Raw genomic sequence first — 20605 nt, 5'->3', positions numbered from 1 at the left:
CAATACCGAACTGCTTAGAAGTAATACGATTATCATAATCAATATCATTTATGTTTTATAGTATTTATATCAATTCAAATATAATATATGATCAATACCTATCAAAAAATTCACTCCTAAAAGTGCTGCGTAATGTAGGATTAAGCTGTAATGGACACGAGTTTATTTGTCTGTTCATTTAAAATTTTTCGTTCTGCGATACTTGATAGAATGAACATGACGACATATCCAGAGCATAAGGCTGCTATGATAGCCACAACATTGTCAGTCATCTGTGATAATAGATAATACGCTGCAACTAAAGTAACAATGCCCATAATCCGGATTAACAGACTGAGGGTAAATCGCCCGTGAGCTTTGATATAGGCAAGTTGATAAGCATTTAACATCATAAATACAAAGAAGATTGAGAAATGTAATAACACGGGTAGCGCACCACTATATTCGGGTGGGAATACCCAAGCAATAATCGACGCTCCTGCAAAATACATGATTGAGAAAAAAGAGATTCCAACTAAGGCTGATAATTTAAATACCCACCTACGAATGTTCTTCACTTGTTCATGGTCGTACTTGCTTATATTTACAGCTAATTCAGGTAGGACAAAACGATAAATAGGGAATACGAATAACATTGTCATATAGGTAAAGACAGGGCGAACGACTACCTGAAAATCACCAAGTTCATCGACACTAAAATGGGTGATCGTCAGGAGCACTGTGATGTAAATCATTAAGATACTGGTTCCTGCTTCCACAGATGCAGTAAAACTTTTTTTCACATAGCTAATAAGAGGTGGATCGAGTTTCACTATGCCTAGAGGACATGCACTGACCGATTTTTTACGGCGAATAAACATATAAATAGCAATAGAAAGCGAAGATAACGTCAACCCGTAAAATAGAGACGACAGTGTGTCTAGTCCTAAAAAGTAATAACATAATACAAACATAACCACATTGCTGATAGGTTCTAGCCTCGTGACTTTATTGGACACATCGTATAAACGATACATAGCGACAAGGTTTGTAAAGTAGACCTTTAAGCCCATCCCCAAGATGATGCCAACCAACTGTAAGTAACCAACATTAATATTCAGCGAATGTTTAATATAGGGGATGATGGCACCCCAAGTAATAAGTACCATCGAAATTAAACTAAATCGGAAGATATTGATAATATCGCGGTCGTTGTGTGTTTGAGAATAACTAACCACCATAGAAGAGCGAAAACCAGTCATTAGAATCAGTGACAGTGAAATGATATCAACTACGGTATGATACAAAGCTAAATCGTTTTTATCCACCCATTGAGCCAACCAAATTTTAAAGGCGAAGCCCACACAAATACTGGCTAGCGTAGCCCAAATACCAGAGATAAATACTTTCTTAAGACGCTCTAATGACTCACTTTGCATAAGATTATAATGCCTATGTAAGATAATATAGTTTATGTAAATTTATTCTACTTGAAAATAATTATCATTTAAAGTTTAAACATCGTTCACGGAAAATCACTCTAATAATAAAAGGGGCTTAATCGAGTTAGTACTACTGTAAAAAGGTGAAGGATTCAGTTTTTTTTAGGGGTAAGTGCATTTAGGCCAGGTTATTCGCCTTAAATCGAATTCACTCAGGTAAGTTTTATCGTAATGATCAAGTAAAACATTAACAAAAATAGCGATGCAGAAGTAATAAATCCCGCAATGTGATTTATTTTAACTTGAATATAAAATAGGAAGTTCGATTTTAAAATGGCCCCCCTGTTTACATTCAAGGCACTTAATTGTTCCTGCTAATTTACTGTTAATTAAATTAATACGATATTCATTCCTAATCCTGAGCTACCTTGTCCCCTCCTAGAGCACCGATCAGTTTAAAATATAGTCACCAGCGAGAGCCAAAATTTTTGTAGGTCTAGTTATTCTCCATCAAGAAAATTTAACGCAGTATACGGAAATTTTAGCTTCGCCCGCAGGGAATGACCAAAAATCACACATGCTACGTTGTATCAGCTCGAAATAGCCCACTATTCCATTCACTAATACGCCTTGCCTGTGTGATTTTTGGACCATTATGGTGTTCATATTTTAAACTCATCGGTGCTCTAGTGGTAACAAAGAGATCAAAAAGATTAGACTTAACATTTTGAGCTATTCCTTTGCCGTTATCCTTATAATCTAAAGTTAAATAACCATTATTATCTCTAATAAAAATTGATATATTATCTTCTTGACGGTCTTAAAAACCATGACCGAAACGATTTATGGGTAAATCATAGAAGTTAGGCCAATAAAGCAAGATAGCAACATTATCATCTGCCACCAAAGGTGAGAGTCAAAAAAAGACCAGCTTTTTGGCACATATATTAAAATGAAAAGCAATCCACCGCTAAAAATGGCAAGGCTATGTAACCAGACAAAAAGATCACCGACAGCAACAACCGCATGAACCCCATCAAAAACGCCCATAGCGATTAGTGCTGCTGCAATTCGAATATTATAATGTGTGCCACGACCAAAATGTTTATAACGCAGTAAAAACATGGCAACAAATAAAGCGAAATCGTACCACTAATCTCAGCGGCAGTATGTACCATTAGAGCTGTTCATCTCCAGTGAGTTAACAGAGTTTGTCCGAGCTGTAATACAATAATATGAACAGACATACTAGCAGCAATAATAAGCCATAATATGCTTGCTATGTTAAAGTTTTTATTCTCTATTATGCTATTCATTGGTAGATGACTATCGCTTATTAACAATAAGCCCAGTGAATCCAAATTTAAATGCAAATCGTTCAAATTAGCAAGCTAGCATTATACCCAAGTAAAACAGGCAACCTCTTATTATGAAACAGCATCCACTCCTTTATTTTATGTGCCTGAGTATGGATATTTTAACGCAGAACAAGATAAAAATTATCATCGCGTTGATTATTAAACACAATTAATGGGAATTGATACAAACATTTATATTAAAGCGTTTAATATTTATGGCTCTCAAACAATTCAAGAGTTAGAGTATAATAAAAACTATTCAACATATAAAAAAGAGTACAAATTCCCAGACATTCTACCCTTTCAATTAGCATCTCTTTACCTTTCTAATAGAAATATAAGATGATTAAAAGTGTTGTTCTGTGATGTTAAGCACTTTTATAAACAACTTGATAGCCACGATTAAGCATATCAGCATATTTTGGCAATTCATAATCTCTATTGTTATGTCTAAAATAACTTTCCCTGAATATTTATAGCAAATATCATTATGTTTCAATAAATTGATCTAAAGTACAGCTTACTTCGTAAAACCAATGCACACTAACTAATAAGGAATAACAATGAGGTGTTGGATTTTACTTTTAGCTTTACTATTACTTAGCTCAACTGTTCATGCAGCACATAATAGAGGAACAGCGAGAGAGAAAATTGAACCTCATGGATTCTTATATGGATTAGGTTTAGGTGTTAGTCAATAAATTTATAAAGGATATGACTATCGCATTATACCTTTACCTATCATTGGATATAGAAACGAAAAATGGAGTGTTTTAGGGCCTTTTATTAAATACGATGCTTTAAATGTATCCGATATAACGCTCTCTATTCAAGCCGCACCGCGTTTTCAAGGATTTAATAAATCCGATAGCTATATCTTTGAGAATATGGAAAAAAGAAAAGTATCAATAGATACAGGCATTGGTTTGTCATATGAAAAGCAAAACTGGAAAATCAATTTATCAAATATGTTTGATGTCCTTGGAAATTCAAATGGTTATGAAGCAAAAGCAAATATCTCTAGAGTGTTTAATTATGGGTCTTTATTTTTTGAACCTAAATTGAGTATCAGTTATTTGAATGATACACATGTTGATTATTATTATGGTGTTAAACCAAATGAAATAAATGCATTTATTTGGACATATCAAGGACAATCGGCTATTAATGCCACTATTGGTCTTTCGCTATCAACTCCTGTATTTTTTGATGGATTCACCAGTTTATCTCTTGAATACGCCAAGTTTGATTCAGGGATCACTCAAAGCCCATTAGTTGAAAATGATAATAATCTCAACGTTCGATTTTTATTTAGTAAGTTTTTTGAATGAATATTCATAAAGTAGTAAAATAATCAAACTTTTTATTATCACCAAGCGTATATACCCAAGCCACTTCAAGATGTGAGGTTCAGGACTGCTGAGCAATTCATGATCTAGGCGCATCTTTGCATTAATGGTTACTCCCTTAAAAAAAGATGGACCGGCAATATGCTCCTGCATTGCTCTAGTACCTACATCCATGCAGGCAACAACGAGCATGATTTGCTCAGAAGTCCCTGTAAGGTTGCTTTATAAATACTTTATGCAGCGTTATTGATTTTGAAAAGGGAATAACCATGTTCTTCAATCAATGCCTTGCCTAAAGCATTTCTAATTCCAACTGAATCCTGCATCTTGAAGTGGTTTGGGTATATAAGTATGAAATAATTAAACAACACTTAAAAAGGTAATATAATGAAAACCCTATCCAAATTAATTAGTACTTTGTTTATTACAATCATTAGCTTTAATTTAATAGCAAATGATTTAAACGTAGGAGATCAAGCGCCTAATTTTAAATTACAAGCAACCAATGGCGATTTTTATCAGCTGAGCGATTACAAAAATAAACAAGCAGTGATACTTGCCTGGTATCCAATGGCCAATACCAGAGGATGTACTATAGAATGTAAATCATTGGTTGAGAAAGGACATTTGATTAGAGCGTTTAACACAAGTTATTTTATGGCAAGTGTCGACCCACTAGATGCCAACAGAGATTTTGCAAAAAAGACGGGCGCAGACTTCCCTATGTTGAGTGATCCGACAAAAAATACAGCTAAAGCATATGACGTTCTCAACACGTTTAAAGTGGCAAACAGAATCACCTTTTACATTTCCAAAGCCGGTAAGATCATGAAAATAGATAAAAATATTAATCCTTTAACGGCTGCTGAAGATATAGCAAATAACTTAGAGCTATTAAAAATAGAAAACAGCCTATCTCTTTAATTCATTTTAAAAATAGATATATTTCAAACAATTAAATATACCTAAAATTAAATGTTAGATATCGATACTTTTTATACGAAGCTAAATTAACAGATAAATCCGGAGCATTTAAAGCGTCTTATGAACTATTTAATTACAGGCGGTCAGGCTGCATAGGTCAAGCACTAATTAATCAACTGTACACTCACAATGCAAATATTACTGTATTGAGCAGAAATATCGAAAAAGCCCAAAAGCAATTTAACTCGAAAGTGATTATAATCAGTAGATTAACTTTAGAAAGTATCGAAAATGCCGATATTGTCATCAATTTAGCTGGCGAGCCTATTGCTGATAAGAGATGGTCACAAAAACAAAAAGATATTATTTGTCAAAGCCGTTGGTCTACAACTCAAACTTTAACCGAACTCATTAAACAGGCTATCAATAAGCCTAAACTTTTTATCTCGGGTAGTGCAATAGGCATTTATGGCAGGCAAGGTATCACAGCTATTGATGAGCAATTTACCGCTTATAACAAAGAATTTACCAACACAATATGTGAAAATTGGGAGTTAATTACATCAAAATCGAGCAGTAAGTGGACACGTGTTGCCTTGCTAAGAACGGGTATTGTTTTATCTAAAAATCATGGCGTATTATCTAAAATGTTGCCTCTATTTAAGTTTGGATTAGGTGGTAAGATTGGTTCTGGAAGACAAGTAATGTCTTGGATACACATTGAAGATATGGTCAATGCGATCATTTATATTGTTGAGAACGAAAATTTAAGTGGTCCGATAAATATAACTGCTGAAAACGCAGTTACTAATGCGGAGTTTTCTACTAAATTATCTAAAACACTAAAAAGACCCTGCTTGTTTACAAGCCCCGGATTCTTCTTAAAGTTACTATTTAGTGAAATGTCAGAACTATTAAATTATGGTCAGAATGTATATCCTAAAAAACTGCTATCAAGTAAGTTTAACTTTAAATACTCGACAATAGATAGCGCTCTACAATCTTTATTAAAAGCGCCATCATAAGCATTCTATCGCCTAGGATTAGTAAACTACCGATTTTTATATTGTGTCGGGCAATATCCTCGGATGACCCTATTTGTTCTTATACCAATACGAGTAAGTGAGTGATCAAATTTTAATAAGGATAAATTTTCAAGAGCAAGGCGCTTGATTGTTGCTTTTTCATCTAATCCAAATTGGCTTTCAATGATTTCAAATGGAGTTCTATCTTCCCATGCCATTTCAATAATTCTTGATGTTTCATGCTCTAATTGATTCATATCGTTATTCCATCGCTTTTAATTGGAAATATACGTATCAAGCAATAAAAGAGTTTAACAATCGATTTAACAGCCGAACTACAGGCTCTTATATCGATTGCTTTACGTTATTGCGCTAATGCATCTTCTAAAGCAGTTAAGCATAATGCTACATTTTCATTTCTAGCCGCATACCCCATTAAACCGATACGCCATGCTTTACCAGTAAAGTCACCTAAACCTGCGCCTATCTCTAAGTTATAATGATTTAACATGTAACTTCTTACTTTCGCATCATCAACACCACTTGGAATTGATATCGTATTAAGTTGCGGTAACCTTTCATCTTCAGGTACGATAAATTCAATACCTAATTTCTCTAATCCTTTGGCTAAATTATCGTGTTGCTGTTTATGACGTGCCCAAGCATTTTCTAAACCTTCATTATGTAAATGCAATAATGACTCATGCAACGCATATAACGAATTAACAGGTGCAGTATGATGATAGCTGCGTTTCCCCTCCCCTGACCAATAGCTCATTACAAGAGATTGATCTAAAAACCAACTTTGAATGGGGGTTTTACGATTTTTAATAATTTCTACCGCTTTTTCACTAAATGAAATAGGGGATAAACCCGGCACACAAGACAAACATTTTTGAGAACCTGAATAAATAGCATCAATACCCCATTCATCTACTTTTAATTCCACACCACCAAGTGAAGTTACCGCATCAACAATAGTGACACAGCCATGCTTTTGCGCCATTTTGCATAAAGTTTTAGCATCAGATAACGCCCCCGTAGAAGTTTCAGCATGAACAAAAGCCAACAATTTCGCATCTGGATTATCAATTAAAGCTTGCTCTACTTTGTCCGTTTCTACAGCACGCCCCCAAGGAGAATCAACAACAATAGCTTCGGCTCCAATACGTGTCACATTTTGGATCATACGATCACCAAATACGCCATTACGACATACAATAACTTTATCACCCGCTTCGACTAAATTAACAAAGCAAGCTTCCATACCTGCAGAGCCTGGCGCAGAAAGTGCAATGGTGAATTCATTTTTTGTTTGAAAAGCATATTGAAGAAGTGACTTAACTTCATCCATCATACCCACAAAAAGTGGATCTAAATGGCCAATTATAGGACGAGATAATGCACTTAATACTTCAGAGCTGATGTCTGAAGGGCCTGGCCCCATTAAAATTCTACGTGGCGGAGTAAAAGATTTATATGTCATAGTATTGTAACCTATTTTCAATTTTATTAGTTGTAAGTTTACGCAACAGAAGTGCTTTCAGTAGACACTAACTTGACACAAGTGTCAAGTTGTTGGTTTATTCTGTAATTTCATTAAATATTAATACTGAACGACTAAAGTAACATTTTTAATTTTAAACAATAAAATACAATCTTTCACAATGCGAATAATAAAAATATTCACTATTAAACTGCTATTTTTTGTACTAGCTTTAGATTCGAGTAATTTATTACCTTTAGTGAAGTTTAAGACTTTAAAATAAGGATATTCATGTTACAAGGTAGTTTCAAACGATTTCGTATATCTATTCATCTGACTTTGCTTAGTATATTTATCATTGCAACAGGCTTAACTGCCACCATTGCAATAGGGTTAAATTACTACTTTAGTATGTCTATTGCCAGTGAATCCGCTCGAAACAGCTTTCAAATGACAGCAAAATATACCCGTGATTACCTATCAAATATTGATGATAGTGCCACTAAAGTAACAAAAATATTAGCGCAAAACCCATCTTTATTGAAAGGAAATATTTTAACACCATCAAGTTACCAATCCTTCGCGCAAATAATGGCAACCAATCCGATTTTTTATTCCATATATATAGGCCAAAACAATGGCGACTTTGATCAGTTAATTAATTTAGCTGCATCTCCGCTGATACGAAAGAAATTTTCAGCCTCTATCAAAGATAGGTGGTTAAAGGTTAGTTCTAGCGCACAATCAAAACTTGAAACTGTTCAATACTTAGATAAGAACTTTAAAGTAAGACATATTCAACAAAATAAAACTGATTTTGATCCCACACAGCGGGTATGGTTTCAACAATCAAAAAATGGCGAGATATATAAGTCTGAGCCTTATCAGTTTAATTCTTTACAGGCACCAGGCCTAACCTTTTCAACAATATTACCTAATACCAAACATGTATTAGCATTGGATATTGCACTTTCAAGTTTATCAAGCCAATTACAAGAGCATCAATTACCTGTAGGAAGTGAGGTGTACCTCTACCAAGAAAATGGAGAACTTATTGCAACAAGTAACAATCAAATTTCTCAGCTTAAAGTACCTGATTCTCAACCTCTTAATTTAACTGAACAAGAGAAGCAATTTATTGCAAAAACACCCGCTTTAACAATTTCAAATTCAAAAGATTGGGTGCCCATCGACTTCGCTATCTCAGGTCAACCTCAAGGGTATTCCGTAGATATTATGAAACTCATTTCACAACTGACTTACATTAAGTTTGATTATGTTAACGGGTTCACTTGGTCACAATTAGTGACTATGTTTAAACACAATGAATTAGATGCCTTACAAGCCGTATACGATACACCACTCAACCAAAAGTTAGGTATTATTAGTGACCCTTTTTTAAGCATGCCATTCGCTTTAGTCACACAGCCTAGCGATGTGCCCATAACACAAATGCAAGCTATTAATAATAAAACCTTAGCCATTGCTCAGGGGTGGTCAATTACACCATTGCTAAAAGATAAACTGCCTTTGATAAATATTATTGAATTTGAAACTCCTTTAGAAGCCATTAATGCAGTAAAAACGGGACAAGCATATGCAGCGCTTGATAGTTATATTATTTTAAAAAATATTATGTCTCAAAACTTTATAGATGATCTTACACTCCAGCCTTCAATTAGTTTTAAACCTCTAAAAATCCCTGAAACATTACATATTTTACTGCATAAAGAACATAGTGATTTACTGCCAATTATAAATAAGGCTTTAAATCATATAACTGCTAAACAAAAAGCAGCTTTACATAGCAAATGGTTAGAAAGTAACGTTAATGACGCTATTTTTCAGTCTATCAATGTGCCTTATAAATCTCTTATTACGGAGGCTAAAAAATCAAGTGTTCATAATAATCTTATTAAAAAAACGCTCTCTAATACCGAATATTATATGTTCATTAGTCCGGTAAATATGCGAGACAAAGTCAAAACATATTTTGCAGTTGTCACACCTTACAATACTATCATTGGCAAGAGTTTAGAAAAAGTAAAATTATCAATGTTGCTCACTGCTTTATGTCTTTTATGCATGTTGCCAATTTCATTTTATTTTGCACGATTTATAGCAAACCCAGTAAAACGATTAGTAACGCAAAATAATTTAATTAAACACCGAAAGTACAATGAAGTACAAACCTCACTTAGCCATATTAAAGAGCTTGATGAATTAGCTGAATCTTTGACTGACATGGCCAGTTCATTATATCAACATGAAGAAAACCAAAAAAAACTAATGGAATCATTTATTAAGCTCATAGCACAAGCGATAGATGATAAATCTCCTTATACAGCTGGTCATTGTGAACGAGTACCTGAAATTGGCATTATGCTAGTTGATGAAGCCAGCAAAAGTGAAAAAGACTGTTTTTCTGATTTTGCTTTAAAGACTGAGAATGAACAAAGAGAATTTAGAATCGCGGCCTGGCTTCATGATTGCGGAAAAATAACTACACCAGAACATATCGTTGATAAAGGCACTAAACTTGAAACTATTTATAATCGTATTCATGAAGTTAGGATGCGCTTTGAAGTATTACATAGAGATGCTGAAATACAATACTACAAACAACTATTGTTAGAGCCCGACTCTGGCTCTTTTTATCAACAAGAGCTAAAACGCAAACATGCCAAACTGCAAGAAGAATTTACGTTTATAGCTCAAACAAATATTGGTGGAGAATATATGGGGAAAAATAAAGTTGAACAGCTCACTAAAATTTCAAATCAAACTTGGCAGAGGTACTTTGATGATAGCTTAGGTTTATCTCCAATTGAATTTGAAAAACACTCAAAAGAAAGCAAAAGAAAACTCCCAGCAACAGAAAAACTATTATTAGATACTGAGCAACATATTGAATTGCGTACAAACAATACAAATTATGATCCTAACTTTGGTATAAAAATGACGATACCTGAAAGGCTTTATAATCGCGGCGAATTATATAACTTATCTATCTCTCGAGGCACTTTAACCACTGAGGACAGATATAAAATAAATGAACATGTCATAAGTACGATCAAGATGTTAGATAATCTTCCTTTTCCAGAGGAACTTAAAAATGTACCTCGTTATGCTTCTACCCATCATGAGACTTTAATTGGTACTGGCTATCCAAGAAAGCTAACAGCTGATGATTTATCTATCCCCGAACGAATTTTAGTTTTAGCTGATATTTTTGAAGCCTTAACTGCGGCAGACAGACCATACAAAAAAGCCAAACCTCTCAGTATCGCCATAGATATTATGTATAAGATGGTACTTGACCAGCACATAGACAAAAATGTATTTGAGCTATTTTTAACATCCGGTGTTTATATTACATACGCTAAAAAATACCTTCCTGTAGAACAGTTAGATTCTGTAGATATTGATAAATATATAAAAGTAAAACAAGTTGCATGAAGAGTTTAAAATAATAAATTCTGTGCTTTACGTTCTGGAACATGATACTGACTATCAATTATACCCAAGCCACTTCAAGATGTGAGGTTCAGGACTGCTGAGCAATTCATGATCTAGGCGCATCTTTGCATTAATGGTTACTCCCTTAAAAAAGATGGAACAACGAGCATGATACCTCAAAATGCGCGATTTCAGCGAGAATTAAACAGAATTTAGATAAGGCATTAATTAAAAATAATAGTTGTTCCCTTATCAAAATTAATAACGCAGCATAAACCCTGTTTAAACTCGCCGAGACGGCGCTTCTGAGCAAAGCCACTTCATCGTTGCGTTAGTTTGAAAGAGTGCCTACATTCTTACATCAACACGCCTTGAATTGGGCTCGCTCAGATAGCTCTGAAACATGCATTTTGAAGTAACATGGCTATATACCAGGTCATTTATTCCTCAACAATACCCACCTACATATAATAAAATTAAAAAATTTTATTTCTTTTACATTAAATCCATAATTTTAATTTATACTACCTAGAATCGTATATTAAAAATAAAATTCACGGTAGAATTAATGATTATACCTTTTGAACTAGTTAAATACTTAAAATAACACCGAATAATAAAATACAAATTCATGTTCAACCATTTAAGGCGATAAATACCTCCAATGGATTTGCATTAATATTTTTTTTACCTTACATTTTACTATGTGATTAAGAACAAGAACAAATATACGGATTAATTATTAGTGGATTACAAACAATTATTACAACCTATTAAAGGTGAATCAGCAACTGGCTGTTATCTAAAAAATGACAGATCAGCTTATCGCGCATTAAGAAATAACTTCAATGCGGCTCAATCATCTTTTAGGCGTTTAATAGAGACACCAGATTCCACTACAGATGAAACTTTATTTGAAGAAAATGAAAAAAACTGGCAAACAGTTAGTAATGCCTGCTGGGAAACATTAACTGAAAAAAGTAAAGATGTAGAAATTTATTGTTGGTGGGTAATGTCTTTGGCTTTTCAAAGAGATTCCATCACTAAAATTGCAGCTGCACTAGATACACTAAATGAGTTTATTGATAGTTTTTGGCCTGATGTACAACCTTATTTACCAGATAATAAGCTCAAATCTGAAGATACTTTAGAGCAAACAACACAAAGAGCAGAATTACAGCTTAGACCTTTAATTCAATTATTAGGTGAAAGCGCAAACAGTGGTTTATTATATATGCCACTACAAATGTTATCATTAGTGGGTGAAATAGATCACGCGCAATACTTTTCTGCATCTAAATCAGGTAAACTCGCAGAGCTAAAAGTTCAAGCAAAAAAAGATTTTTCATCACATAAAGATGATATAACAACAACTATTGTAGCACTTGATTGCGCATTAAACGCTGTAACTAAACTTGATGCATGGCTAAAAGCCACCACAACTAAGCTTTCTATTACTGCGATCAGTGCGCAATTTATTAAAGAAAATTTAAATGACTGTTTGCAAGCAATCAAATATTTAGTTTTGGAAAGCTATTCGGTTTGGCCTTTAGACAAAACGGTAGAAGAATCTAGTGTCAAAACTGTTGAAGAAACAAAGCAGTCGTCAGAACCAAGTGCAGCAACTACTACTTCATTCAATACAACAGCACAACAGAATTCGATTCAAGTAACAAATGTATCAAGTCAGCTAGCAAATAGAGATCTCGCATTTCAAGAGTTAAGAAAAATAGCTGATTATTTTGCAAAAACAGAACCGCATAGTCCTATATCTTTTTTATTAGAAAAAGCAATACGTTGGGGATACATGTCCTTACCTGAACTAATGCAAGAATTAGTCTCTGGCAATGACAAAATTTTAGAGCAAATTAACTTAGTAACAGGTATCGACAGTGAAAAAGCAGATATCAGCGCATATAAACCAGAACCGGAAATATTTCAGGAAGTAGCACAAAAACAAATTAAAGAATCAACAACTGTTGTAGCAACTTCCCTAGTTCAAAACAGCAGTGAGAATATAACACCTAGTACTAAAGAAACATCAAACACATCTACAGATTCTGATTTCAGTTGGTAAACTGGCTGTAGATTTTTAACTTTTATATTTGGAGAAAGATTATGGCTTCTATTTACATGAGAATTGACGGAAACGACACAATCAAAGGTTCAGCGACAGTAACTGACATCGGTGGAAAAAAAGGCTTTTTTGCGCTTGATTCTATGTCGTGGAGCGCAATGCGTAACGTATCAGTAGATATTGGTAACGCAGATAATAATGATGGCGGTATGGTCGCGTTAGGTGAAATAAACTGTTCGAAGCAATTAGATGGTGCAAGCCCATATATTACAACATTCTTATACGCACCAGGTGAAGCTGGTAAAAAAGTTGAAATCGTTTTCACTAAACCAAACCGTGCAGGTAAAGGCCTAGTTCCATATTTAATTGTTACATTAGAGAATGCACGTATTTCAAGTTACAGCGTTTCAGGTAGCGATGGCAGCCAACCAGGTGAAAATTTTGCGATGACATATACAACGCATTCACAAACTTATTTCGTAGAAGCTGAAGGCGGTAAAATAGAAAAGTCAGCAGAAGTTACCTTCGATACAACTTCAGCAGAAATTACTTCACAAGCTGATCTTAAGTAATTAATAAGAATTTAGGATAATTAAAATGGCATTAAATTCTCAACATAAACGCGTCAGTAAAAACCGCGTTAGCATCACATACGATGTTGAAACAAATGGTGCATTAGAAACAAAAGAACTTCCTTTTGTTGTTGGTGTATTAGGTGATTTTTCAGCTGATAATGATAATAAACCAGATGTTGCTGATCGTGAGTTCTTTCAAATTGATAAAGATAACTTCGATACAGTAATGAAACGTGTTGGACCAGAACTTAAAATGAAGGTTGATAACGTTCTGGTAGATGATAATAGTCAAATCGAGGCTAACTTAACTTTTGATGCAATGAAAGACTTCACTCCAGAAGCAATTGTTGACAAAGTCGATGCATTAAAGCAATTAGTTGAAACACGTAACCAGCTAAAAATACTTTTAAGTAAAGCTGATAGATCTCGTGATCTTGAAAAATTACTCAAAGAAGTACTCACGAGTGCAGATACAATTAAGGCACTTTCTGATGAGCTAGGTTTAAGTTCTGAGGGAGAGTCTTAATGAGTACTGAACAAGAGCAAGGTGCAGCAGCACAAGGCGAAGCACAAGAAGTTAGTTTTCTTGACAGAGCAATAGCTGCAACAACACAAACGGCACCGGATGCAACAAAAGAACTTGTTTCTGTTTTAATGGAACAAGCAACTGCTGGCACAATTAGTTGGGATAAAAACCTCACTAAAACAATTGAAAATGCAATTTCTTCAATTGATGAAAAACTATCTAAGCAATTATCAGCAGTAATGCAACAAGATAAGTTTAAAAAACTTGAAGGTTCATGGCGTGGTCTTAATAAACTTGTTCGTGAAAGTGAAGTGGGGACAGACTTAAAGATCAAAATTGCTGATTTTAATCGAGACGATATTTTAGAGCAATTTGAAGATGCCCCTGCGATTGATCGTAGCCCATTATTCAATACGCTATATCAATCAGAATACGGTACAGCCGGTGGCGAACCTTACGGTTTATTATTAGGTGATTACCAATTTGATGCAAGCGATGAAAGCGTATCTTTATTACGTTACATGGGTGAGACTGCAGCAGCATGTCACGCACCATTTATAGCAGCAGCTTCTGCAAATATGTTTGAATTAGACAACTATGAAGTATTTAACGAAGGAAAGCCCGTTGCACCAGCATTTGACTCTCCAGCATATGCGTCTTGGAATTCATTCCGTGAAAGCGATGATGCTCGTTACGTTACGCTAACGCTGCCACAAACAATTGCTCGCCTACCTTACGGTAAAAAAGGGGCAACAACTAAATCATTCGATTACGAAGAATTAGCACTTGATGCTGAAGGTAATCCAAGACCAACTGGTAATGAGCAAATCGTTTGGTCAAATGCAGCATATGATATGGGTTTGAAGATGACGCAAGCTTATACTGCAAGTGGTTGGTGTACTTCTATCCGTGGTTTAGAAAATGGCGGTAAAGTTGAAGCATTACCAAACCTTACTTTTAAATCAGATGCAGGTGATATTCAACAGCAATGTCCTACTGAAGTTAACTTAACTGATGAGCGTGAGAAAGAATTAAGTGATCTTGGTTTCTTGCCATTAGTTCACTATAAAAACTCTGATTACGCGGTATTCATCGGTGGTCAAACAACGCAAAAACCTAAAACTTATGTTGATCCAGATGCAACGGCAAATGCAGCTATTTCTGCGCGTTTACCTTTCATTATGGCAAGCAGTCGTATTGCACATTACCTAAAAATAATGGGCCGCGATAAATTAGGTTCTAACCTTGAAGCCACTGATGTTGCGCGTGACCTAAATACTTGGATCAGCCAATTTACTAATCCAGGGGCAATCGGTAATGAGCAACGAGCTAAAACACCATTAGCTGAATCGTCGATTCAAGTTGTTGAGCAACCAGGTAAGCCTGGTTCATATTCAGCAATTGCACACTTAAAACCATGGTTACAAATGGAGTCTTTAACAACTTCAGTACGTATGGTTGCAAAAATACCAGGTTAATACCTGCAAAGGCACTCACTTTATGAGTGCTTATACCCGTAACCATTCATAATACGGGATTTTAGCAAGTCAAATCCAAGTTAAATTCTAGGCGTGAAAGTGAAGAAGTGGTTATTCCCCTTTAAGCTTTCACAACAACGAAGATGACTTAGATTTAGCTTGCTCTCTGGGAGTTTGAGAAGAAAAACAGCTCAGTGTTGTCACTTTTGCTAAGGGAATACCATTGGCTGTAAGTGATGCCTTGATCTGATTTTTCCCTCAAACTCTGAACCCGCATTTTGGAAGACTACGGGTATATACAAAAATAATGTGATGAATGAATAATACTGATGCTTTACACGCACTTTTATCAATCAAAAGTGATGACGAATTTTTTTTAAAAAAAGCAATTAAGATCATTGCTCAGGAGTATTCTGATCAATTAAAAACGGCCGACCAATTTAAAGCTTTAATTGTACAACTTATCGCCAGTATAGATAAATCTTTAAGTGATCAAATGTCACTTATATTACAACAGCCACGCTTTGAAGAATTAGAAGCACGATGGCGAGGACTCAATAATTTAGTTTCAGTCCCATTCAATAAGCAAAGAATCAAAATAAAATGCTTAGATTATGATTGGCAAACTGTTTCAAATGATGTCAATTTATCTAGCGAGTTAAAGCGCTGTCAGCTTTATAATAAAATCGGAAATAATGAACTTAATACCTTAGGTGGCGAACCTTTTGGCTTGGTTTTAGTTGATCATAATGTATCAGCTGAACTCAACGATTTTAGCGAATATGATGATATTTATACTTTAGAGTTACTCGGTGCCTTAGGGCAATATTGTTTATGCCCTTTTATAATGTCTCCCGATGAATTTTTTTTTGGAGAATCTGATGGGAGCTGGTTCAGCGATATTAAGCGTGTTAAAAAAATCATTGAAGGCCCTGATTATTCCAGCTGGCAAAAGTTAAGGAATGTCGCTTCTAGTCGGTTTATCGGTTTAACCTTACCTAAATTAAAACTCAGAGAACAATATAAAAACCACTCTTGCGGTTTTGTATTAAACGAAAAATCATTAAAGAAACACCAAGGTTTATACGGTAGTGCTCATTTTGCTTTTGCATCAACTATAATCAGAGAATTTAATCGCATTAGCTGGTTTGGTTTTATGAAATCACGATGGAATGATAGATTACAAGGCGCAGTACTCAACTTACCCGATACCTGTAAAAACCATTTATGGTATCAACCTAGCCCTAAAGTGAGGATATTTGGCAGTATAGGTAAGTTTTACGCAAAACAAGGTTTTATCCCATTAGCGCATAGTCCATTAACCACTAAATATTATTTTATGGATAATCACTCTGTATGGGCAGGTCAAAATCATCAAGATGATAAAGTTTTATCGCTTATTCAAACAACACTAATCTGTTGTCGCGTAGCCCATTATTTAAAAGTACAAATAAGAGAGTTACTAGGTAGTTTTTTTTCTGCAAACGAATGTGAGCAACACTTATCAAAATGGTTAAGTAAATACGTTTCTAACGTCTCTTCAGCTAACGATGAAACTTTAGCTAAATATCCACTTAGGAGCGCAAAAATATCAGTAAAAGAAATACCCAATAGCACAGGTGAGTATTTTTGTGAAATATCGCTTCAACCGCAATATCAATTTGATATGTTTGCTGGGCAAATTCTACTAACTACCGATTTAACTGAGGGATAATAATGGTTTTTATCCGCTCATTTTTAAAAAAACTGATAACAAATGATGAATCTCACTTATTGACATCGGTAAAATATAATTTAAAGCAATTGCTTGAAAGTGAAGCACCATTAATTGTTTTAGATTCAGGATTAACTGAATGTAAAAGATCAATTTATGCCTATGGCGTAGAGGACATTCAAAGTTTAAATTATCAATTAGGAAAAAATATTTTCACTTCAAGGATCAAAAGCCTGATCAATGACTTTGAGTACCGAATAGACAATGTTGATATCAGCATTTTAGTTAATGAAGATAAATCAAATTCAATCAACTTTATCATTTCAGGTGACTTAGTTGATGGTTATGAATTTCAATTAAATAGCAAACTTAATATCAGTGATTTTAGTTTAACAATGGAGAATGAAATTGTCTGACTTATTAAATCGTTATTTCGAAAGAGAACTATCGTTAATTAGACGTTCAGCCAGTGAATTCAAAACGAAACATGCAGGTGTGGCAAACACTATGCATCTCAATGATAAACGTTATGAAGACCCCAATATAACGCGTTTACTTGAGTCAGTTGCCTTGCTTTGTGCTAAAAACGAAATGAAGTTAGATCAGCAATTACCGCATATATCTAATGCGCTATGCTCGGTATTGTACCCTTCATTTAACCAACTTTTACCGTCAGTTATGAGTGTAAAGCTTAAACCTGATACAGACACTTTTGTTGAAGAAATAAAAATAGCCAGAGGCGAAGTATTAAAAACAAAAAATGACTCAGGCCAGTTATGCCAATTTAAATTTTGTAATAATAGCGTTTTTTCTCCAATTACTTTAAATGCAGTTTCTGCAAGATATGCACCCTTCCCTTTTGATTTACCAATAAAGCATGATGCTAATTCAGTTATTCAATTACATATAAATACGAATGATTCTGAGGCATTAATTGCACAAAGTATTCCAGAGGTATTGGGATTATATTTGCATGGGTTTGGCCAAGGCTCTGCTGGATTAATTGCTTTATTATTATCACAGCTTAAATTCATTACATTATCTGATGCTAACTTTGAACACCTAACAATATTAGATAAAAAGCAATTTAAACCTAGATGTATTGAAAGTGACTTTAATGTTTTAGATAAAAAAGGCAGTCAGTTCTCAGCTTATCAAATGATGCTGGAGTATTTTAATTACTCTGAGAAAAGAAAATACTTTCAGCTTGAAGGGCTACAAGATGCAATCAAAAAACTTAAAGGTAACGAACTTATAATAAGCTTTTTTGTTGAAGATATCCCTTCTGAATTTATAGGCTTATTTGATACCAGTGTATTTCAGCTAAATACAACTCTGGTGATCAATCAATTCAACAGTCGTGCTGAACCTATTTATTATAATCATCAGCAATTATCTGTCCCCCTTAATGCTGATGCTTCAAATCAGACATCTGAAATTGAAATCATCAGTGTTGAGAGTGTTAAAGAAGTAAAACCTGATGGTGAATATTTATTACAACCGTTATTTGCGAAACGCTATTTTGATAAAAATAATGGTTTATTATGGTTTAGTGAAACGCATATTAATCGAGATAAAAAATTTCAACATCATTTAGCAGTTAGTTTTGATCCAAATTCAAAACATGAAGTTAATAATGCGAAAGATCATTTATTGACAACGCAATTGATATGTTGCAATGGTCGTAGCCCCTGTACTATTAATACTGGCAGTACTTTAAAATTTTCAGGTTCAATAGAATTACCAGGCGAATTAATCACGCATAATGTGCCTACAGTACCTTATTATCCTAACGAATCTCAGCAGCTACATTGGAAGTTAATTGAGTTACTAAGTACTAATTTCAGTGCACTAACAAATGTGGATCAGCCTACAGAGAAACTTCGTAATTTATTATCTGTATTTAGCCGTTCTTCACAGCAACAAGTTTTAACATCTGCAATTGAAAAAGTAAATTATCAACAAAGAGTTGCACGTATGTATATTGATGGCGTGAACATATTTACATCTGGTACCTTGATCAGTATTGAAATGTCGGTATTTGATAAAAAGAACTCGATGAATATTTGGTTATTTATTCATTTGTTAAATGAGTTTTTTGCAGGTTTTTGCAGCTTTGATCGCTTCGTACAATTAGAAGTAACACTCTCAACAGATAAAGGTAAAGAATATATCAGCTTTGATAAAGTTCACGGTGCGCAGCAATGTCTTTAATTCAACAAGCCCAGGCACAGCCTGATAAATTCGAATTAGTACAGCTGATCCGAATTATCAACCGCCACCTTGCACAATCGACAAATCCATTTGAATTAATTATCGAAGCAGATCCTATGCCTGATAATTTGAACTCAGAGATCAGTGAGTTCAAATTTATTGGTAAAAAAGCGATTATTTCAAGTAGCAAAACATCTTTAACCTCTGGTTATACCGTTGTTCCTGTATATATTTATGAAGCGCTATTACAAGCTTTTCATGGTGAAGACTATGCTTTATTTGATTTTTTAAATATTTTTAATGATAGATATTTTAAATTATGTGCACGAACACAAGAAAAAACACACTTATTACTAACCGATGAAGTTGATCGCTACTTTAAAAGTGGTCGACGATCACATAGTTCAGTATCTCAACTGACCAATTGCATAGCACAACTCACGGGTCTGCCCAACAGCCCAAAAACAAAAAACTGGCTAGGTTATAGCTTAATGTTAGGTCTGCCAAATCGCTCACAAAAAAACTTACAGCAAATCCTCTCTGATTATTTTTCTGTAAAAATAACTACTTATTGCACTTTTTTAAGTAAGCATCAACTTACACAAGAAAGTTTGACCCGATTGGGCCCAAAAAGAAACACTGATAATGAATCTACTTGCGGTCAAAATAACCAATTAGGTCAAGGTTTCTTATTAGGGCAAAGGTGTTGGTTGTCGAAACAAAAAATTAACATTACAGTGGAAGCTAAAGACCAAGAAGAACTAAAGAAACTTACCAGTGATGACTCTTGGTATAAAGAGCTCGCAGATATCACGCGTTATTATTTACGAGATAAAACTGAAATTGGAATTTTTTTAAAAGCACCGGATATCTGGTTTGAAAGAACTAAACTATCAGCAAAACAAAATGAAACGCTTTGTTTAGGCCGAGGTTTTCATATAAAAAGCACACAACAGGATAAACCTGTAGTTTACCTAATCCACCTAGTAAAGGATTGAT

Annotated in this window: 19 protein-coding genes; 13 read left to right on the top strand and 6 right to left on the bottom strand. The window is 34.4% G+C overall.

Features of this window, described 5'->3' with window-relative positions:
• Window positions 1-140: 140 nt before the first annotated feature.
• Together CJF42_RS09740 and CJF42_RS09735 are read right to left on the bottom strand one after the other, a co-directional pair.
• On the bottom strand, window positions 141-1418 hold the full coding sequence (locus CJF42_RS09740; RefSeq protein WP_095366506.1) for a lipopolysaccharide biosynthesis protein: 1278 nt from the start codon (window positions 1416-1418) through the stop codon (window positions 141-143).
• 846 nt (window positions 1419-2264) lie between these two features.
• The gene (locus CJF42_RS09735; RefSeq protein WP_095366505.1) at window positions 2265-2546 is read right to left on the bottom strand and encodes a hypothetical protein; all 282 of its coding nucleotides are present in this window, start codon (window positions 2544-2546) and stop codon (window positions 2265-2267) included.
• 796 nt (window positions 2547-3342) lie between these two features.
• On the opposite strand from CJF42_RS09735, the gene CJF42_RS28555 reads away from it, so the two are divergent.
• Window positions 3343-3480 carry a hypothetical protein gene (locus CJF42_RS28555; protein ID WP_252097574.1) on the top strand — a complete coding sequence of 46 codons (138 nt, stop codon included), beginning with the start codon at window positions 3343-3345 and terminating at the stop codon, window positions 3478-3480.
• A complete protein-coding gene (locus CJF42_RS09730) occupies window positions 3481-4110 on the top strand; it encodes a MipA/OmpV family protein (RefSeq protein WP_353651678.1) in 630 nt (209 codons plus the stop codon).
• Here the strand turns inward: CJF42_RS09730 and CJF42_RS09725 are convergent.
• The gene (locus CJF42_RS09725; protein WP_095366504.1) at window positions 4087-4320 is read right to left on the bottom strand and encodes a hypothetical protein; all 234 of its coding nucleotides are present in this window, start codon (window positions 4318-4320) and stop codon (window positions 4087-4089) included. The two genes, CJF42_RS09730 and CJF42_RS09725, sit on opposite strands and share 24 nt — an antisense overlap.
• A gap of 195 nt (window positions 4321-4515) precedes the next feature.
• Here CJF42_RS09725 and CJF42_RS09720 point away from each other — a divergent pair, with 195 nt between their 5' ends.
• Window positions 4516-5052, top strand: a complete 537-nt coding sequence (locus CJF42_RS09720) for a peroxiredoxin family protein (protein WP_095366503.1) — start codon at window positions 4516-4518, stop codon at window positions 5050-5052.
• 152 nt (window positions 5053-5204) lie between these two features.
• Entirely contained in the window at window positions 5205-6077 is an 873-nt protein-coding gene (locus CJF42_RS09715) for a TIGR01777 family oxidoreductase (RefSeq protein ID WP_252097576.1), read from the top strand.
• A 26-nt stretch (window positions 6078-6103) separates the two neighbouring features.
• Here the strand turns inward: CJF42_RS09715 and CJF42_RS09710 are convergent, their stop codons facing one another.
• Together CJF42_RS09710 and CJF42_RS09705 are read right to left on the bottom strand one after the other, a co-directional pair.
• Window positions 6104-6334, bottom strand: a complete 231-nt coding sequence (locus tag CJF42_RS09710) for a DUF2805 domain-containing protein (RefSeq protein WP_095366502.1) — start codon at window positions 6332-6334, stop codon at window positions 6104-6106.
• Window positions 6335-6441: 107 nt separating this feature from the next.
• Complete coding sequence (locus tag CJF42_RS09705) at window positions 6442-7563, bottom strand: pyridoxal-phosphate-dependent aminotransferase family protein (protein WP_095366501.1); 1122 nt, start codon at window positions 7561-7563, stop codon at window positions 6442-6444.
• Window positions 7564-7854: 291 nt separating this feature from the next.
• Between CJF42_RS09705 and CJF42_RS09700 the strand changes: the two genes are divergently transcribed.
• A complete protein-coding gene (locus CJF42_RS09700; RefSeq protein ID WP_095366500.1) occupies window positions 7855-11022 on the top strand; it encodes an HD domain-containing phosphohydrolase in 3168 nt (1055 codons plus the stop codon).
• A gap of 54 nt (window positions 11023-11076) precedes the next feature.
• Here the strand turns inward: CJF42_RS09700 and CJF42_RS29060 are convergent, their stop codons facing one another.
• On the bottom strand, window positions 11077-11202 hold the full coding sequence (locus CJF42_RS29060; RefSeq protein ID WP_286203487.1) for a hypothetical protein: 126 nt from the start codon (window positions 11200-11202) through the stop codon (window positions 11077-11079).
• A 565-nt stretch (window positions 11203-11767) separates the two neighbouring features.
• On the opposite strand from CJF42_RS29060, the gene CJF42_RS09695 reads away from it, so the two are divergent.
• The 8 genes from CJF42_RS09695 to CJF42_RS09660 all read left to right on the top strand — a co-directional run bounded on the left by CJF42_RS09695 (window position 11768) and on the right by CJF42_RS09660 (window position 20604).
• Entirely contained in the window at window positions 11768-13099 is a 1332-nt protein-coding gene (locus tag CJF42_RS09695) for a type VI secretion system protein TssA (RefSeq protein ID WP_095366499.1), read from the top strand.
• 41 nt (window positions 13100-13140) lie between these two features.
• Window positions 13141-13671, top strand: coding sequence for an Hcp family type VI secretion system effector (locus CJF42_RS09690; protein ID WP_095366498.1), 531 nt, complete (start codon window positions 13141-13143; stop codon window positions 13669-13671).
• A 25-nt stretch (window positions 13672-13696) separates the two neighbouring features.
• Window positions 13697-14200: a type VI secretion system contractile sheath small subunit gene (gene tssB, locus CJF42_RS09685; RefSeq protein ID WP_095366497.1), complete on the top strand. Its 504-nt coding sequence runs from the start codon at window positions 13697-13699 to the stop codon at window positions 14198-14200.
• Complete coding sequence (gene tssC, locus CJF42_RS09680) at window positions 14200-15678, top strand: type VI secretion system contractile sheath large subunit (protein ID WP_095366496.1); 1479 nt, start codon at window positions 14200-14202, stop codon at window positions 15676-15678. The genes tssB and tssC overlap by 1 nt, the downstream gene beginning before the upstream one ends.
• Before the next feature lie 316 nt (window positions 15679-15994).
• Window positions 15995-17392 (top strand): type VI secretion system contractile sheath domain-containing protein, encoded by a 1398-nt coding sequence (locus CJF42_RS09675; protein ID WP_095366495.1) that lies wholly within the window; start codon window positions 15995-15997, stop codon window positions 17390-17392.
• 2 nt (window positions 17393-17394) lie between these two features.
• Window positions 17395-17808, top strand: coding sequence for a GPW/gp25 family protein (locus CJF42_RS09670; protein ID WP_095366494.1), 414 nt, complete (start codon window positions 17395-17397; stop codon window positions 17806-17808).
• Window positions 17801-19606 (top strand): type VI secretion system baseplate subunit TssF, encoded by a 1806-nt coding sequence (gene tssF / locus CJF42_RS09665; protein WP_170940551.1) that lies wholly within the window; start codon window positions 17801-17803, stop codon window positions 19604-19606. Before CJF42_RS09670 ends, tssF begins: the two co-directional genes overlap by 8 nt.
• Window positions 19597-20604: a type VI secretion system baseplate subunit TssG gene (locus tag CJF42_RS09660; RefSeq protein WP_095366492.1), complete on the top strand. Its 1008-nt coding sequence runs from the start codon at window positions 19597-19599 to the stop codon at window positions 20602-20604. The genes tssF and CJF42_RS09660 overlap by 10 nt, the downstream gene beginning before the upstream one ends.
• Window position 20605 lies beyond the last annotated feature (1 nt).

Origin of the sequence: Pseudoalteromonas sp. NBT06-2 (genome assembly GCF_002276045.1) — a bacterium.
Taxonomy (GTDB): Bacteria; Pseudomonadota; Gammaproteobacteria; order Enterobacterales; family Alteromonadaceae; genus Pseudoalteromonas.
This window is presented reverse-complemented; position numbering and strand designations above follow the sequence as displayed.

Bases quoted from the DNA above. Each gene is read 5' to 3' on its own strand.
- CJF42_RS09740 (WP_095366506.1), bottom strand. From the start codon at position 1,418: ATGCAAAGTGAGTCATTAGAGCGTCTTAAGAAAGTATTTATCTCTGGT.
- CJF42_RS09735 (WP_095366505.1), bottom strand. From the start codon at position 2,546: ATGTTTTTACTGCGTTATAAACATTTTGGTCGTGGCACACATTATAAT.
- CJF42_RS28555 (WP_252097574.1), top strand. From the start codon at position 3,343: ATGAGGTGTTGGATTTTACTTTTAGCTTTACTATTACTTAGCTCAACT.
- CJF42_RS09725 (WP_095366504.1), bottom strand. From the start codon at position 4,320: ATGCTCGTTGTTGCCTGCATGGATGTAGGTACTAGAGCAATGCAGGAG.
- CJF42_RS09720 (WP_095366503.1), top strand. From the start codon at position 4,516: ATGAAAACCCTATCCAAATTAATTAGTACTTTGTTTATTACAATCATT.
- CJF42_RS09710 (WP_095366502.1), bottom strand. From the start codon at position 6,334: ATGAATCAATTAGAGCATGAAACATCAAGAATTATTGAAATGGCATGG.
- CJF42_RS09705 (WP_095366501.1), bottom strand. From the start codon at position 7,563: ATGACATATAAATCTTTTACTCCGCCACGTAGAATTTTAATGGGGCCA.
- CJF42_RS09700 (WP_095366500.1), top strand. From the start codon at position 7,855: ATGTTACAAGGTAGTTTCAAACGATTTCGTATATCTATTCATCTGACT.
- CJF42_RS09690 (WP_095366498.1), top strand. From the start codon at position 13,141: ATGGCTTCTATTTACATGAGAATTGACGGAAACGACACAATCAAAGGT.
- tssB (WP_095366497.1), top strand. From the start codon at position 13,697: ATGGCATTAAATTCTCAACATAAACGCGTCAGTAAAAACCGCGTTAGC.
- tssC (WP_095366496.1), top strand. From the start codon at position 14,200: ATGAGTACTGAACAAGAGCAAGGTGCAGCAGCACAAGGCGAAGCACAA.
- CJF42_RS09675 (WP_095366495.1), top strand. From the start codon at position 15,995: ATGAATAATACTGATGCTTTACACGCACTTTTATCAATCAAAAGTGAT.
- CJF42_RS09670 (WP_095366494.1), top strand. From the start codon at position 17,395: ATGGTTTTTATCCGCTCATTTTTAAAAAAACTGATAACAAATGATGAA.
- CJF42_RS09660 (WP_095366492.1), top strand. From the start codon at position 19,597: ATGTCTTTAATTCAACAAGCCCAGGCACAGCCTGATAAATTCGAATTA.